Below are 16452 nucleotides of genomic sequence, written 5' to 3'. Positions count from 1 at the left end.
AAGGAAAAGAGAGAAATTATTCGTGATCTAGTTTTAAATCTCTCTCATGATGATAGAACATACCAGTACCAACAGGTACAACCCTACCAAGAACAATGTTTTCTTTAAAATCTTCAAGATAATCGAATTTACCTTGAATGCTTGCTTCCGTAAGAACTCTTGTTGTTTCCTGGAATGACGCTGCTGATATAAAGCTGTCACTCTGAATAGCCGCTCTTGTGATACCTACAAGCATCGGTTCTGCAATCGCTGGCTCGCCGCCGAATTTTTTAATTCTTTCATTTTCTTCATTAAACATTTTCTTACTTACCAAGTCGCCTTCGATAAATTTAGTATCACCGCTGTCTAAGATTCTTACCTGTCTTAGCATCTGGTTAACGATAAGTTCGATATGTTTATCGTTAATGTTAACCCCTTGAAGTCTGTATACTTTTTGAACTTCTGCAACGATATATTGCTGAAGCGCTTTTTCTCCAAGGATGTTAAGAATATCATAGCTTGAAATAATACCGTCAGTAAGTCTCTCCCCAGCATGTACAAAGTCGCCTTCGTGTACCAGGATTTGTCTGTCCTGAGGTACAAGGTATTCTTTTACGCTTGTTTCACCTTCAACTATCAATCTTTGTTTACCTCTTACGGTTTTACCGAATTTAACTGTACCGTCGATTTCACTGATAATCGCAGGCGATTTAGGTCTTCTTGCTTCAAACAGTTCGTTAACTCTTGGAAGACCCCCTGTAATATCGGCACTTCTTGCAACCGCTTTTGGTGTTTTAGCCAAGATATCACCCTGTTTAACCTCAGCGCCTTCCTGAACGTGAATAACTGTTTTAGGCTCAAGCACATATTCGAATACTTTCTCTTTATTCGCAAGTAAAATTCTTGGCTGATAACCTTTTGGTAAATATTCTTTTACGATAATTCTGCTCTCACCCGTTAATTCATCCACCTGAGTTGTAACAGTAAATCCGTCGATTACGTCTTCAAATTTAACAACACCGTCAGCCTCAGCCAGGATTGGATTCGCAAACGGATCCCACTCAGCAATCACTTTGCTCTCACCTTTAATAGGTTCGGCAATTAAATCACCCGCTTTAATCTTAGCGTTGTCGTCTACAAGAATTTTAGAACCTCTAACAATATAATATCTGTCTGCCTCTCTATCATTATCATCAACAATAACCGCAAACAGACCCTTATATTCATTATCAAGGCCAATTTCACTTCCAGATTTAATATCATAAATTCTCTCTAAATGATCACCCGTTAATTTATAAAATTTAACCATACCGCTGGCTTTAGCCTCAACTTTCAAAGGAACCGGTTCATCATCAGCAACTTTAAGCTCAGCACCGTAAGGTATTCTTTGAGGAATATACCATGCTTCTTTAATTACCTCAACTATAGCATCATCTTTGCTGACTCTTGCGTTTTTATAAGGAATATACAGTTTTCCTTCGGTTTTACCTGCAATACCTGCAAGTTCAGTACCCTTAACAAGGTCATTTTTTCTTAATGAATATCTTTTAACAGTTCCGTCATCGCATTCTATTTCAACAAGTACTTCTTCGTGCTGTGTTTCAATTCTTACAATTCCGTCACACGGCGATTTTAATTTCGGTTCTACTAATAATACAGCCGCGTTTCTTCTGTTTGCAACGATTTTTTTGCCGTCTCTGTCGTATGTTTCAATGTTATAGTATCTGATGTATCCGTATTTTTCAGCTACAATTTGTCTCTCTTCCTGAGTAGATCCCGCAATACCACCTGTATGGAATGTTCTTAGTGTCAACTGTGTACCAGGTTCCCCAATTGACTGAGCAGCCAAAATACCTACAGCCTCACCAACTTTTACAAGCCTTCTTTCTGCCAGACTCATACCGTAACATTTAGCACAGATACCTTTAGGCGCTTTACATGTAAGAGCACTTCTGATTTTTACAGATTTAACACCTTTTCTAACGATTTCTTTCGCTTCTTCTTCTGTAATTAGCGTACCTTCAGTGTAAAGCACTTCGTTAGTAATCGGATCGTAAACGTCATCCGCTAAAACTCTTCCGTAAATTCTCTCTTCTAGACTTTCTACAAGAGTAGAACCGTCTGCGATATCAGTAACTTCGATACCTTCATGAGTTCCACAATCCTGCATGATTACTCTGAAGTTTTGCGAAACGTCAACAAGTTTTCTTGTTAGATACCCTGCACTTGCCGTTTTAAGGGCCGTATCCGCAAGACCTTTTCTCGCACCGTGAGTCGAGATGAAGAACTCAAGTACGTTTAGACCTTCTTTAAAGTTTGAGATAATCGGTGTTTCGATAATTTCACCGTTAGGTTTTGCCATCAGACCCCTCATACCTGCAAGCTGTTTAATCTGAGACGCACTACCCCTCGCACCTGAGTCAGCCATCATATAAATTGAGTTGAATCCGTCTTTGTCTTTTTTCATTAGTTCCATCAGTTTATCTGCGATATCGTTGTTGGCTTTTGTCCAGATATCGATAATTTTATTGTATCTTTCCTGATCAGTTAAAAGACCTTTTTTATACTGTTCCTGAACTTCTTTTACTTTTTTAAGCGCTTCTTCTACGATTTGCTGTTTTTCTTCCGGAACTACGATATCAGCAGCAGAAATAGATACCCCGACTTTTGCCGCATATTTGAAACCTAAGTTTTTAAGGTTATCCAAAAATTCCGCGGTTACTTTAAGTCCGCCGTATTTATATACATAATCTACAAGGTTTGAGATATCTTTTTTCTTCATGATCTTATTGTACATCTCAACCGGTACAAAATCAGGTGCGATTGAATGTAAAATCATTCTACCAGGAGTTGTATCAACAACTTCACCTTTTACTTTTACTTTTACTTTTGCGTGTAAATCCACAGCACCTTCGTCAAATGCCGCAAGCACTTCTTCAGGTGATGCGAACAGTTTATGTTCACCTTTTACTCCGTCTTTCATAAGAGAAATATAATAAATACCAAGTACCATATCCTGTGAAGGAACCGCAATAGCTTTACCAGAAGCCGGTAATAGAATATTCATAGAACTTAACATCAATACTTTTGCTTCGGCAATTGCTTCCTGGCTTAAAGGTACGTGAACAGCCATCTGGTCACCGTCGAAGTCGGCGTTGAATGCCGCACAAACAAGCGGATGCAATTGAATTGCGTTACCGTCGATAAGTACCGGATGGAATGCCTGAATAGATAATTTATGAAGTGTCGGCGCCCTGTTTAAAAGTACCGGATACTGATCAACAACTTCCTGCAGACATTCCCAAACTTCAGGTGTTTTTTCTTCAATATGTCTTTTTGCCTGTTTAATTGTCGTCGCGTAACCTTTTTCTTCTAACTTTCCGATTAGATGCGGTTTGAACAGTTCAAGCGCCATTTTTTTAGGAAGACCGCACTGATCCATTCTAAGGTTAGGTCCAACTACGATAACACTTCTTCCTGAGTAGTCAACCCTTTTACCAAGAAGGTTTTGTCTAAATCTTCCTGTTTTACCTTTAATAACATCACTTAATGATTTAAGAGGTCTTTTGTTTGCACCTTTAATAGTATTACCTCTTCTTCCGTTGTCAAACAGTGCGTCAACGGCTTCTTGAAGCATTCTTTTTTCGTTTCTGATAATAATCTCAGGCGCATCAAGTTCGATTAGTCTTTTAAGTCTTTGGTTTCTGTGAATTACCCTTCTGTAAAGGTCGTTAACATCAGCAACCGCAAATTTACCACCGTCAAGTGCAACAAGAGGTCTAAGATCTGGCGGAAGTACAGGAATTACTGACATAATCATCCACTCAGGTCTGTTGTCAGAGTTTAAGAAACCTTCAACAATTTTAAGTTTTTTAACAATGTCTTTTTTTCTTGCTTCGCTTCTTGTGTTTTTAAGCTCTTCTTTTAACGTATGATACATTTCAGCTAAATCAAGCTCTTCAAGCATTCTTTTAATAATTTCAGCTCCCATTTCAGCATGGAAACCTGTATCACCGTAAAGCTCAACAAGTTTTCTGTATTCGTCTTCCACTAATACATCACCTTTGTTTACGGGAGCGTCACCAGGTTCATATACAACGTACGCTTCATAATAAAGTACTCTTTCAAGATCTTTCATTTTAATATCAAGAAGCGTTCCGATTCTACTTGGAAGGTTTGAAACATACCAGATATGCGCTACAGGAGTTACAAGTTCAATGTGACCGAATCTTTCTCTTCTAACTTTAGAAGATGTTACTTTCACCCCACATTTTTCACAAACAATACCTTTATAGCGCATTTTTTTGTATTTACCGCAAAGACACTCATAATCATTTATAGGTCCGAAAATTTTTGCACAGAAAAGCCCGTCTCTTTCTGGTTTTAGAGTTCTATAGTTAATAGTTTCAGGCTTTTTAACTTCACCAAAAGACCAAGAAAGGATCTCTTCCGGAGATGCTATTTTAACTTGAACAGCATCTATGTCTTTTGGTCTGTTCTCTTCATCCCAGTCAAGTTTTACGTACTTAAATTTCTTCATTGTCTTCTTCCTTTTTATAAAACTCTAAATCAAGTCCAAGCGCTCTAAGCTCTTTAGATAATACAAAGAATGTTTCACTAAGTCCTTCAATCGGAACGTTCTCTCCTCTTGTAAGAGCTCTGTAAGCTTTGTTTCTACCTTCAACATCGTCAGATTTGGTTGTAAGCATTTCTTTAAGGTTGTATGCCGCACCGTATGCTTCAAGTGCCCAAACTTCCATTTCCCCGAATCTTTGACCACCGAATAGTGCTTTACCACCTACAGGCTGCTGAGTAATTAAGCTGTATGGTCCTATACTTCTCGCGTGAACTTTGTCATCAACAAGGTGATGAAGTTTTAACATATACATATATCCTACATTTACTCTTTCTTTAATAGGCTCACCCGTTCTTCCGTCATAAAGCTGAGTTTTTCCGTCTTCCGGAATTCTTGCTAGTTCAAACAGCTTTTTAAACTCATCTTCATTTACACCCTCAAATACAGGTGTTGCAAATTTCACACCTTTAGCCCAGTCCTGAGCGTATTTAAGAAGTTCTTCATTTGTAAGTGAATCTAAGAAATCTTTATAATGTTCACCAAAATGTGCAACTTCAACGATTTCTTTCATTTTTTCTCTTAATTTATTTACATAATCAGCCTGTTTTTCTTCTAATATTTTTTGAAGCTGATTACCAAGGTTTTTACCTACAAGTCCAAGATGTACTTCAAGAATTTGTCCGATGTTCATCCTTGAAGGAACCCCCAGAGGGTTTAGTACAACATCTACAGTTCTTCCGTCTTCCATATAAGGCATATCTTCCTGCGGTACGATAATACTTACAATACCTTTGTTACCGTGACGACCCGCCATTTTATCACCGACTTTGATTTTTCTTTTATTGGCAATATAAACTTTAACCATTTTAGCTACGCCGTTTGGCAGAATGTCATCTCTTTCAAGAACTTCAAGTTTTTCATCGTATTCTTTTCTGATATTGTCTTTCTCATTCAGATATTTAGCTTTAATATTTTCAAACTCCTGAACAGTCGCATCGTCAAAATACTCTACTAAACTTAAAAGAAGAAATTTGTTTATATTTACAAGCTCATCTTTTGGAAGTTTTTCTCCCGCTTTATAAGTTTTACCGTTTAGTTCTACATCTTTTGCAAGAGGTTTGTTTGCTAAAAGATTTGCAAGAGCCAAAACTTCTTCTTTATCAATGATGCTTAACTGATTTTTATAAATTTCTTCAATTTTAGCTTTTTCTTCATCATATGCAGCTTTTGCTCTTTCGTCAAGCTCATAACCTTTTTTAGTGTAAACCTTAACGTCTATTACAACACCTTCCATACTTGCAGGTGCATAAAGCGAGCTGTTTACAACATGTCCTGATTTGTCACCGAAGATTGATTTAAGTAGTCTTTCCTCAGGTGTCGGTTTCACATCACCTTTTGGTGAAATTTTACCTACCAGAATCATTCCTGGTTTTACGTATGTACCGATTTTAATAATACCGCTCTCATCAAGATGAGTTAAATATTCAGGTTTAACACCCGGAATATCAGCTGTAATTTCTTCAAGTCCGTGTTTAAGCTCTCTTACTTCACAAACTTCTTCATAAATATGAACCGATGTATAAACATCGTCTTTAATAATTCTTTCGCTTAGAACAATAGCATCCTCGAAGTTATATCCGTTCCAAGGCATAAATGCAACCATAACGTTTTTACCGACACCAAGTTCACCGTTATCCATATTCGGACCGTCGGCAATTACGTCGCCTGCTTTAACTACATCGCCTTCTTTTACGATAGGTCTTTGGTCAAAACATGTGTTTTGATTAGTTCTTAGATATTTTTCAAGTCCGTAATGGTCAATATAAGCACCGTTTTCGTCTTCGCCTAAAATGTAAATATTTTTAGCGTCAACTTTAATTACTTTTCCGCCTCTTTTAGCCTTAACAATTTGCCACGCGTCACGCGCAACGTATTTTTCCATTCCAGTTCCAACCATCGGAGCTTCGCTTCTAAGTAGAGGCACACCCTGACGCTGCATGTTTGACCCCATCAATGCCCTGTTGGCATCGTCATGCTCAAGGAATGGAATAAGTGATGCTCCAACCCCTACAATCATTTTAGGGTTAAGGTCGTAAAGATCAACTTCTTTTTTATCGACAAGGATAATTTCACCGTCTTTTCTCGCTTCAATTAAATCATCAAGAATTTCACCTGTTTCTTCGTCGATTTTAACAGATGCAGGTGCGATTGTTTTTTCTTCTTCCTGAGTTGCTGTCAGATATACCACTTCATCTGTTACACGACCGTCTTTTACTACTCTGTACGGAGCTTCAATAAATCCGAACTCGTTAACTTTTGCATATGTTGAAAGTGTATTAACAAGACCGATATTTTGACCCTCGGGTGTTTCAATCGGACATATTCTTCCGTAGTGGCTCGGATGAACGTCCCTGATTTCAAATCCGGCTCTCTCTCTTGTAACCCCACCTTCACCAAGTGCAGAAAGTCTTCTTTTATGTGCAACTTCACTAAGCGGGTTAGTCTGATCCATGAACTGTGAAAGCTGACCTGTTGCAAAGAAATCAAGTATCGTTGTTGTTACAAGTTTAGTATTAACAAGATCCATTGGTAGCAGATCATTTATATTTGTAACAGTTGTCATTTTGTCTCTGATAGTTTTTTGCATTTTTGCAAGACCGTCTTGCAGTCTGTTCGCCAGAAGCTCACCGATACTTCTAATTCTTCTGTTACCAAGATGATCTCTGTCATCAATCTGACCAACCCCGTTTTTAACTCCAATTAGATATTGAATAGTTTTAATAATATCTTGATAAGTTAAAACAGTTACGTCATCAGGAACGTTTAGGCCCAATTTATGATTCATTTTCATACGACCGACTTTTGTTAAGTCGTATCTTTCAGGATCAAAGAAAAGTTTATCAAACAGTTCTTTTGCTGTTTGAGGTGTTGCAGGTTCACCAGGTCTCATAACTTTGTAAATTCTGATTCTTGCTAAATCGTTTTCGTTTTCAATTCCCTCAACCTGTCTTAAAATTTTAAGTGTTTCGATATCTTGGTGGAAAGCTCTAAGAATTGAATCATCAACACCTTCAGCCAAATCGTTAACAATTTTAAAATCTTCTATCTGTGATTCGAGAATTTTTTTAAGTTTAACTTCATTTAATACTGTTAACGTATCAAACAATACTTCGCCTGTTACCGGATCATAAATAGGCTCAGCTAAATGTCTGTCTATAAGTATTTCAATTGGATATTCGACAAACTCTAATTCCTCTTGAATTTTTTTAAGTTTTCTATCGCTTAGTCTTTTACCTGCCGTTAATATGATATTGCCGTCTGGATCTTTTAAATCATAATCTAGCTTGCCTGCTTGTAAAGCTTTAGTAGGCATTAAAAATTTATTATCACGTATTCTGATATCAATAATTGGATAAAACATTCTAAGAATATCTTCTTTAGAATAATCCATAGCTCTAAGAAGTATTGTTACAGGAACTTTTCTTCTTTTGTTAACTCTTACATATAGAACATCTTTAACATCATATTCAAAATATACCCAGCTTCCCCTGTCAGGAATAATTTGAGCAGAATATAATAGTTTATTTGAATTTTGTGCTTCTTCCTGTTTAAAAATAACACCCGGGCTTCTGTGAAGCTGATTTACGATAACTCTTTCTACTCCATTTATAATAAAACTGGTTCTTTCCGTCATTAAAGGAATATCTCTAATATAAAGAGTTTGTTCTTTAATATCTTTTATACCAATTTTTTCACCTGTTTTTTCATCTCTTTCATGAACGATAAGTCTGATTTTAATTCTAATAGGTATAGAATATGTAAGACCTTTTTCCATACATTCACGAACAGTATACTTCGGTTTTTTAAATTCTATACCGGCATACTCTAGAGTAATTCTGTTTTGGGCATCTGTAATCGGAAACATTGACTTAAAAACTTTATGAATACCACTTTTTTCAGGCTCTTTAAGATTGATAAAATCTTGGAAAGAGTTTTGTTGTAAATGTAGTAAATTCGGAATATCCAATATTTGTGGGATTTTAGAAAAATCTAATCTTAATCTATTGGCTGATTTTAATTGGTTTAACATAGGCTCTCCTGCGCAGAATATTTAGTAGAGATTGTATATATATCAAAATATATAAAAAAAAGCAAGGGGAGAAATTATTTAACTTCTACAGTTGCTCCCGCTTCTTCAAGTTGTTTTTTAATTTCTTCAGCTTCTTCTTTGCTTACAGCTTCTTTAATTGTTGAAGGTGCACCGTCAACGATTTCTTTAGCTTCTTTTAATCCAGCACCAGTAATTTGTCTTACAACTTTAATTACGTTGATTTTTTTAGCACCAGCATCTTTAAGAATTACGTCGAATTCAGTTTTTTCTTCAGCAGCTCCACCAGCAGCTCCACCAGCAGCACCAGCTACAACTGTAGGTTGTGCGCTTACATCAAATTTTTCTTCGAATAATTTTACTAATTCGTTTAATTCTTTAACTGTTAAGTTTTCAATAGTTTCTAAAATTTGTTCAAATGTACAAGCCATAGTAACTCCTCCTATTTATTTTTTATTTTATTCAGATTCTTTTTTTTCAATTAATTTATTTAAAGCCCATGCAAATTTTGCAACAGGAGCTTTCATCATAAATGCAACCATTCCAAGTAATTCGTCTTTTGTTGGAAGTTTGCTTACTTCATCAACATAAGCAGCGTCTTTTACTTCACCTTCAATTACTGCACCTTTAATTTTAAAAGTGTCTTTGTTTGCAGCTGCATGTTTTGTAATTATTTTTGCAAGAGTGATTTGATCTTCACCCCAGATAAAAATATTGTTTTCTTCAAACTCAGCTTCAATACCGTTGTTAGCAAAAGCTATTTTTGCAAGAGTATTTTTAATTATTCTTGCTTTACCTTCAGCTTCTCTAACAGCTTTTCTTAGAGCCTCTAAATCTTTTACAGTCTGACCTTTGAAGTCTGCGTAGAATACGCTAACTTCATTGGTAAATTCTTTTGAGAGCTCTTCTACGATTTGTTTTTTTAATTCTTTTTTCATAAAGCTCCTTTCACTTAGACTCGGCAGGAAATTAAGGGAAATCCCACCTGCTTTCTAAGTCATTTAGACTTAGGCCAAAGCCTTTTTATTTATATTCAGTCAATTCGTTTACGTCTAGTTTTACACTTGGGCTCATTGTTAAACTTAGAGCCGCATTTTGAATGTATCTACCTTTTGCACTTGCAGGTTTCATTTTATTAATTTTTTCAATAAATGCTACTGCATTTTCATATATTTTATCAGCATCGAAACTTGCTTTTCCGATACCTACATGCATATTACCTTTTTTATCAACTCTGAAGTTAACCTGTCCAGCTTTAGCATTTTTAACCGCTTGTGCAACATCCATAGTAACAGTGCCAGTTTTTGGGTTTGGCATAAGCCCTTTAGGCCCAAGGATTTTACCAAATCTACCAAGCTTACCCATCATATCCGGTGTAGTAATTAAAATGTCAAAATCTAGGTTTCCGTTTTGAATCATTTCAAGTACTTCTTCTTCACCAACTATATCAGCACCAGCTTCTTTAGCTTCATCTGCTTTAGCGCCTTTTGCTAATACTGCAACTTTAACATTTTTACCAGTTCCGTGAGGAAGTACTACGCTACCTCTGATCATTTGATCAGCGTGTCTTGGGTCTACACCGAGTTTAAGTGCCAATTCAACTGTTTCGTCAAATTTAGCAGACTTAAGATCTTTTACTTTTTCAGCAGCTTCTTTTAGAGCATATACATCTTTGTCTATTTTTTTAAGAAGCTCTTGATATCTTTTTGAATGTTTTTTTGCCATTTTCTCTCCTACGCAAATTTTTTGCTTCCACGCCAGTGGTATTAATCTACTATTTCAATTCCCATACTTCTTGCACTACCTGCAAGAATTTTCATTGCCTGTTCAATATCGTCAGTGTTTAAGTCTGGTAATTTTTTCTCAGCCACTTCTTTAAGCTGAGCTTTAGTAATTTTTCCAACTTTGTCTTTAAGTGGGTTTGAACTACCTTTTTGAATTCCAGCAGCTTTTTTTAATAAATCAGTTGCCGGTGGTTGTTTAGTGATGAATGTAAAACTTCTGTCACTGAAAACTGTAATTTCAACAGGAATTGTAAAGCCCATCATGTCTTTAGTTTTTTCATTGAAAGCTTTACAGAATTCCATAATGTTAATACCTCTTTGTCCTAACGCTGGACCAACTGGAGGTGATGGATTTGCTTTACCTGCTGGGATTTGAAGTTTTAATACTTCTACTACTTTTTTTGCCATCCCTAATCCTTTATACTATTTTTTCTACTTTAGTGTAATGTATTTCTACAGGAGTGCTTCTACCAAAAATTGTTACATTTAGTTTAAGCATTCCTTTTTCATAATCAAAATCTTCAACTTCTCCTGTGAAGTTTGCAAACGGACCTTCATTAATTCTAACAATCTCACCCTCTTCAAAAGAAACTTTTGGTTTAGGTGCAGATTTAGTTTTTGCTTTTTCGAGTATAAGCTCGATATCTTCTTTTTTTAGAGGAGTTGGTTTTTTAGATTCACCAATGAATCTACCAACTTTTGGAAGAGACTGGATTTTATGCCAAAGTTCAGTATCTAAATCAGCTTCTAAGAAAACATATCCCGGATATATACTTCTTTCAAATATTTTCTTTTTACCGTTTTTGACTTCAATTACTTCTTCAGTCGGAACAATTACTTCACCAATAACGTCTTGAAGATTTAATTCGTTTTTTAAATTTTCAATAGCTTTTTTAACACTAAGCTCACTTCCAGAATATACTTGTAATGCATACCAGTTCATATGTTTCCTTATAATACGGCTTTTAAAATACCGCTCATGATTAAATCAACTAAACTTAAAAATAGCGTAACTACAGTTACAACTACTACTACAGAGATAAATGACTGTTTTATTTCTGTGCTTGTCGGAAAAATTACTTTATCCAACTCATTTTTAGCTGCTTTAATATAGTCCATTAATGTTTTTAATTTACCCATGTTACCTCTTCCAAAAATTGGTTGATGGCAGGGCAGGAGGGACTCGAACCCCCAACAAGCGGTTTTGGAGACCGCCGCTCTACCATTGGAGCTACTGCCCTACACGTGGAGCGGGCGACGAGACTCGAACTCGCGACCCTCAGCTTGGAAGGCTGACGCTCTAGCCAACTGAGCTACGCCCGCTCATTTAGACCTGCTGTACAAGTCTAAATGAAAGGGCAGAAGCCCGAAAATTAAAGTTTAGATTCTTTGTGAACAGTGTGTTTGTTACACCATTTACAGTATTTTCTAACTTCAAATTTTTCTGGATGTGCTCTTTTTTCTTTTGTAGTGTGATAGTTAAATCTTCCACACTCTTGGCATTTTAGATGAATAATTTCTCTCATCTCTGTCCTTTAAAAATAAGGGGAAAACCCTTATTCGATAATTTTAGTTACAACTCCAGCACCTACAGTTCTACCACCTTCTCTGATAGCAAATCTTGTACCTTCTTCAAGTGCGATTGGAGCGATTAGTTCTACAGTTAATTTTACGTTATCACCAGGCATAACCATTTCTACACCTTCTGGAAGAATTACACTTCCAGTTACGTCAGTTGTTCTGATGTAAAATTGTGGTCTGTATCCGTTGAAGAATGGTTTATGTCTACCACCTTCTTCTTTAGTTAATGCGTAAACTTCTGCTTCAAATTTTGTATGAGGTGTAATTGTTCCAGGTTTAGCAAGAACTTGTCCTCTTTCAACTTCGTCTTTTTTGATACCTCTTAGAAGTACACCAACGTTGTCACCAGCCTGAGCTTCGTCCATTTCTTTTCTGAACATTTCAATACCAGTAACTTTTGTAGTTACAGTAGGTTTGAAACCAACGATATCAACATCGTCATTTAATTTAAGAGTACCTCTTTCAATTCTACCTGTAACAACTGTACCCCTACCAGAAATTGAGAATACGTCTTCGATTGGCATTAGGAAATCTTTTTCAGTATCTCTTTCCGGAGTTGGAATATATTCGTCAACAGCTGCCATTAGTTCAAGGATTTTTTCACTCCATTCACCAAGGCTTCCAGCTTTAACTTCTTCAAGTGCTTTAAGTGCTGATCCAGCTACAACTGGAGCATTGTCACCGTCGAAATCATATTCGCTAAGAAGTTCTCTAACTTCCATTTCAACTAATTCTAATAGTTCTTCGTCGTCTACCATATCCATTTTGTTTAGGAATACAACGATTGCCGGAACACCAACCTGTCTTGATAGAAGGATGTGCTCTCTAGTTTGAGGCATAGGACCATCTGTAGCTGCAACAACTAAGATAGCTCCGTCCATCTGAGCAGCACCAGTAATCATGTTTTTAACGTAGTCTGCGTGTCCTGGACAGTCTACGTGTGCGTAGTGTCTGTTTTCAGTTTCATATTCAACGTGTGAAGTATTAATTGTAATACCTCTTTCTTTTTCTTCAGGAGCATTATCGATGTTGTCATAATCTTTCATTTCAGAAAGACCTTTTTGAGCAAGAACACCAGTAATAGCTGCTGTTAAAGTTGTTTTACCGTGGTCAACGTGTCCAATTGTACCAATATTAACGTGTGGTTTGGTTCTTTGGAATTTTTCTTTTGCCATTTTATTCCTCCATTTAAAATTTTTAAAAATTAGCTCTATTAATGAACTCCAACAAGGCCTTGCTGGAGCCCATAGCCGGGATTGAACCGGCGACCTCTTCCTTACCAAGGAAGTGCTCTGCCACTGAGCTATATGGGCAAAAACACTGCTAGCAATGTTTTATAACACAAAACATTAGTAATTTCGGGAGTATATGAGCAGACAACAATTATAAGCAGTTTGCTCAGCTCCCAGTTTGTCATGACTGGAGCGGGCGACGAGACTCGAACTCGCGACCCTCAGCTTGGAAGGCTGACGCTCTAGCCAACTGAGCTACGCCCGCTCAATGGTGGTGGGGGAAGGATTCGAACCTTCGAAGGCAAACGCCAACGGGTTTACAGCCCGTCCCCTTTGGCCACTCGGGAACCCCACCAGTATAACTGGTCAAACGCTGAAATACATGGAGCCGGCGAAGGGACTCGAACCCCCGACCTGCTGATTACAAATCAGCTGCTCTAGCCAACTGAGCTACGCCGGCATCTCCAACTTGTCTTTGTGGACTGAAATTATATGCAAATTGATTTTATATGTCAAGAGTTTTTTATTATTTTTTGCAAAATTAAACTATTTTTTGCTCACAGCATTTCTTAACAGTATAATCTAATAATTTGATTAGAACACTTTTTTTACTCTTTAGTTCCATAAAACATATTTTAGTATTTTTTATTGTAACTAGATAATAACTTTCGTTATGTAATAACTTATTAATTCCAAATACTTCATCATTTTTAATTTTTTTAATTATTTTACTATCTTTAAGTATCACAAGTTCACCATCTATAACGTATAATAAATCGTAATTATCTTCTATAACCTTTTTTTGATCAAATTCTTTAACGGTTATTTTTTTTATTTCTTTATCTATAACATAGTCATCAATATTTTCCAAAAACTTAACCTCTTTTTTTAAGTTTATATATTTATTGTTAGTCAGTGATAATAAAAACTCAATTTCTTCCTCTGTATATTCTGTAAATAAATTCATTCTATTACCTTTAATAGCTCATTTAAATATGAATACCAGTCGCCATTTGAACTTTTACTTGTATCTATGTGTTTTAAATAGTAATTTATAAATGTTTTTGTAGAGAACTCTCCATCAATATTTGACTCTTCAAAAAATTTTTTTATTAAATCAGATTCTGAAGCCTGCAACCATAATAACTTTTCATAATAGTACAACTTTACATTTATAATTTTTTCAAGTTTTTTAAGATGCATTTCCTTGTATTTATTAAATTTCGGTATAAACTGTTTTCTTTCATACTTTTCTAACTCTGACATTTTTTTCTTAACTTCAGAATATTCATCTTTAATTTTAGATATATAGTAAATAGAATCAACATGTTTCTTTTTTAATTTTTTATACTCGGCAAGTTCTTTTTCATCTTTTGGTACTTTTTTAAATCGTTTTAATTTTAATTCTGTGTCCTGTATACTTTTATTGTAACTTTCAATTTCAGTTTTAAGCATTTCGTGGCTGTTTTTTAACTCCTTGTATCTGTCAACTTCCATTAGATAATCATTAACAAACACATACTCGTCATATTCAGTCTTTTTTTTAAATTTTTGGTAATATTTATATAATGAATCGACATCACCATATAATTTAGCCGTCAATCCTCTTAATAAATTATCATCAATTTCAGACAAAAAATTTGTTGCAGTATCAATAAATCTTTTTAATTGAAGATAATTATGTTTAGGAAAAGTGAATCTATGAGTTACTAAAAAATTAAAATGATAGGTATTTATTTTTTCAATTTCCTCAAAATAATGATCGATGAACTCATCAAGTGTCATACCCCCGCCCTTTAAAAAAACAATATTTGTAAGATTATATTACCAAAAAAAAGTACATTTAATTGCAAATGTAATAGTAAAAAATTAAATTGAAAATTAATTTTAGAATAATAGTAAAAAAATAAGTTAAAAATGTAATATAAATGTAAAATTTAAATTACTTGTTAACTTAAATTTTAAAACAATTATAAATGAATCTATTAGATAAATTATTTTTATTAATATATTTTAGAAAAATGATGTTGTAAAGAAAATAAATATAATAAAACAATAAAATCTAAAATATTAATAATGAATAATCAATGAACGAATACTAATCTTACACAATAAGTAGAACAAATTAATTAAAATATGAAGCGTCAAATATTTTATCTATGCATATTTAATAATAAAATAAGTTAGATAACAGGAAAACATAGTAAACGTTAGGTGCCAGACCCATATATAGGTTATTAAAAAGAGTTGATTGAAATGATGAATAGGCAGCTTTAGGACTTACAGTATATACTATAAATCCTAGCGGGGACCTACTTTCCCACACCTGAAAGGTGCAGTATCATCAGCGCTGTAGGGCTTAACTGCCAGGTTCGGAATGGAACTGGGTGTTTCCCCTACGCTTTTCCCACTAGGATTGATACTATATACTGAAAGTTAGCTGTTAAAAGTCTTGTCCATCACCGCAAGTAAAGCCAATCGGGTTATTAGTACTGGTCAGCTCAACCCCTTGCAGGGCTTACACCCCCAGCCTATCAAGCAGGTAGTCTTCCTGCACCCTCATGGGAAGGCTCATCTTGGAGTGGGCTTCCCGCTTAGATGCTTTCAGCGGTTATCCCTTCCGAGCTTGGCTACCCAGCACTGCCCTTGGCAGGACAACTGGTACACCAGTGGCTCGTCCAACCCGGTCCTCTCGTACTAGGGTCAGCTCTCCTCAACCTTCCTACGCCCACGGCAGATAGGGACCGAACTGTCTCACGACGTTCTGAACCCAGCTCGCGTACCGCTTTAAATGGCGAACAGCCATACCCTTGGGACCTGCTCCAGCCCCAGGATGCGATGAGCCGACATCGAGGTGCCAAACCTCCCCGTCGATGTGAGCTCTCGGGGGAGATCAGCCTGTTATCCCCGGGGTACCTTTTATCCTTTGAGCGATGGCCCTTCCACTCAGAACCACCGGATCACTAAGACCGACTTTCGTCTCTGCTCGACCTGTTTGTCTCGCAGTCAGGCTGGCTTGTGCCTTTACACTCTTCTGACGATTTCCAACCGTCATGAGCCAACCTTTGTGAGCCTCCGTTACTCTTTAGGAGGCGACCGCCCCAGTCAAACTACCCGCCAGGCACTGTCCCCCAGCAGGATTACTGCTGCGGGTTAGTAGGCAGGATATCCAAGGGTGGTATCTCAAGGGCG

The 16452-nt window shown here is 36.3% G+C and carries 12 protein-coding genes, 6 tRNA genes and 2 rRNA genes (1 of these 20 cut by a window edge); all 20 read right to left on the bottom strand.

The annotated features are described in order from the left end of the window. Positions 1 to 16: 16 nt before the first annotated feature. Entirely contained in the window at positions 17 to 4519 is a 4503-nt protein-coding gene (rpoC, locus tag C3L23_RS00895) for a DNA-directed RNA polymerase subunit beta' (RefSeq protein ID WP_127679282.1), read from the bottom strand. Further along, positions 4506 to 8645, bottom strand: coding sequence for a DNA-directed RNA polymerase subunit beta (gene rpoB, locus C3L23_RS00890; protein WP_127679281.1), 4140 nt, complete (start codon positions 8643 to 8645; stop codon positions 4506 to 4508). The genes rpoC and rpoB overlap by 14 nt, the downstream gene beginning before the upstream one ends. A 74-nt stretch (positions 8646 to 8719) precedes the next feature. Continuing rightward, positions 8720 to 9094, bottom strand: a complete 375-nt coding sequence (rplL, locus tag C3L23_RS00885; protein WP_127679280.1) for a 50S ribosomal protein L7/L12 — start codon at positions 9092 to 9094, stop codon at positions 8720 to 8722. Between the two features lie 27 nt (positions 9095 to 9121). Continuing rightward, positions 9122 to 9601 carry a 50S ribosomal protein L10 gene (gene rplJ / locus C3L23_RS00880; RefSeq protein ID WP_127679279.1) on the bottom strand — a complete coding sequence of 160 codons (480 nt, stop codon included), beginning with the start codon at positions 9599 to 9601 and terminating at the stop codon, positions 9122 to 9124. Between the two features lie 85 nt (positions 9602 to 9686). Then, entirely contained in the window at positions 9687 to 10388 is a 702-nt protein-coding gene (gene rplA, locus C3L23_RS00875; protein ID WP_127679278.1) for a 50S ribosomal protein L1, read from the bottom strand. A gap of 41 nt (positions 10389 to 10429) precedes the next feature. Next, positions 10430 to 10855 carry a 50S ribosomal protein L11 gene (gene rplK, locus C3L23_RS00870; protein WP_015901971.1) on the bottom strand — a complete coding sequence of 142 codons (426 nt, stop codon included), beginning with the start codon at positions 10853 to 10855 and terminating at the stop codon, positions 10430 to 10432. A gap of 10 nt (positions 10856 to 10865) precedes the next feature. Then, entirely contained in the window at positions 10866 to 11390 is a 525-nt protein-coding gene (gene nusG, locus C3L23_RS00865) for a transcription termination/antitermination protein NusG (RefSeq protein WP_127679277.1), read from the bottom strand. A gap of 8 nt (positions 11391 to 11398) precedes the next feature. Further along, the gene (secE, locus tag C3L23_RS00860) at positions 11399 to 11566 is read right to left on the bottom strand and encodes a preprotein translocase subunit SecE (RefSeq protein WP_246831074.1); all 168 of its coding nucleotides are present in this window, start codon (positions 11564 to 11566) and stop codon (positions 11399 to 11401) included. Positions 11567 to 11612: 46 nt separating this feature from the next. Continuing rightward, a tRNA-Trp gene (locus C3L23_RS00855) sits at positions 11613 to 11688 on the bottom strand. A gap of 5 nt (positions 11689 to 11693) precedes the next feature. After that, positions 11694 to 11770 (bottom strand) — tRNA-Gly (locus C3L23_RS00850). Between the two features lie 50 nt (positions 11771 to 11820). Then, positions 11821 to 11973 carry a 50S ribosomal protein L33 gene (gene rpmG / locus C3L23_RS00845; RefSeq protein WP_012663752.1) on the bottom strand — a complete coding sequence of 51 codons (153 nt, stop codon included), beginning with the start codon at positions 11971 to 11973 and terminating at the stop codon, positions 11821 to 11823. Between the two features lie 30 nt (positions 11974 to 12003). After that, positions 12004 to 13203 (bottom strand): elongation factor Tu, encoded by a 1200-nt coding sequence (gene tuf / locus C3L23_RS00840; protein ID WP_127679275.1) that lies wholly within the window; start codon positions 13201 to 13203, stop codon positions 12004 to 12006. A 63-nt stretch (positions 13204 to 13266) separates the two neighbouring features. Next, positions 13267 to 13341 (bottom strand) — tRNA-Thr (locus tag C3L23_RS00835). A gap of 107 nt (positions 13342 to 13448) precedes the next feature. Continuing rightward, positions 13449 to 13525, bottom strand: a tRNA-Gly gene (locus tag C3L23_RS00830). A 4-nt stretch (positions 13526 to 13529) separates the two neighbouring features. Next, positions 13530 to 13615, bottom strand: a tRNA-Tyr gene (locus C3L23_RS00825). 28 nt (positions 13616 to 13643) lie between these two features. Continuing rightward, positions 13644 to 13720, bottom strand: a tRNA-Thr gene (locus C3L23_RS00820). 81 nt (positions 13721 to 13801) lie between these two features. Continuing rightward, complete coding sequence (locus C3L23_RS00815) at positions 13802 to 14227, bottom strand: hypothetical protein (protein ID WP_127679274.1); 426 nt, start codon at positions 14225 to 14227, stop codon at positions 13802 to 13804. Continuing rightward, on the bottom strand, positions 14224 to 15045 hold the full coding sequence (locus C3L23_RS00810; protein WP_127679273.1) for a hypothetical protein: 822 nt from the start codon (positions 15043 to 15045) through the stop codon (positions 14224 to 14226). Before C3L23_RS00810 ends, C3L23_RS00815 begins: the two co-directional genes overlap by 4 nt. 514 nt (positions 15046 to 15559) lie before the next feature. Further along, a 5S ribosomal RNA gene (gene rrf / locus C3L23_RS00805) occupies positions 15560 to 15675 on the bottom strand. A 50-nt stretch (positions 15676 to 15725) separates the two neighbouring features. After that, positions 15726 to 16452: ribosomal RNA gene (locus C3L23_RS00800) — 23S ribosomal RNA — on the bottom strand; it runs 2182 nt beyond the window's last position.

This window comes from Nautilia sp. PV-1 (genome assembly GCF_004006315.1).
Classification (GTDB): Bacteria; Campylobacterota; Campylobacteria; order Campylobacterales; family Nautiliaceae; genus Nautilia; species Nautilia profundicola_A.
This window is presented reverse-complemented; position numbering and strand designations above follow the sequence as displayed.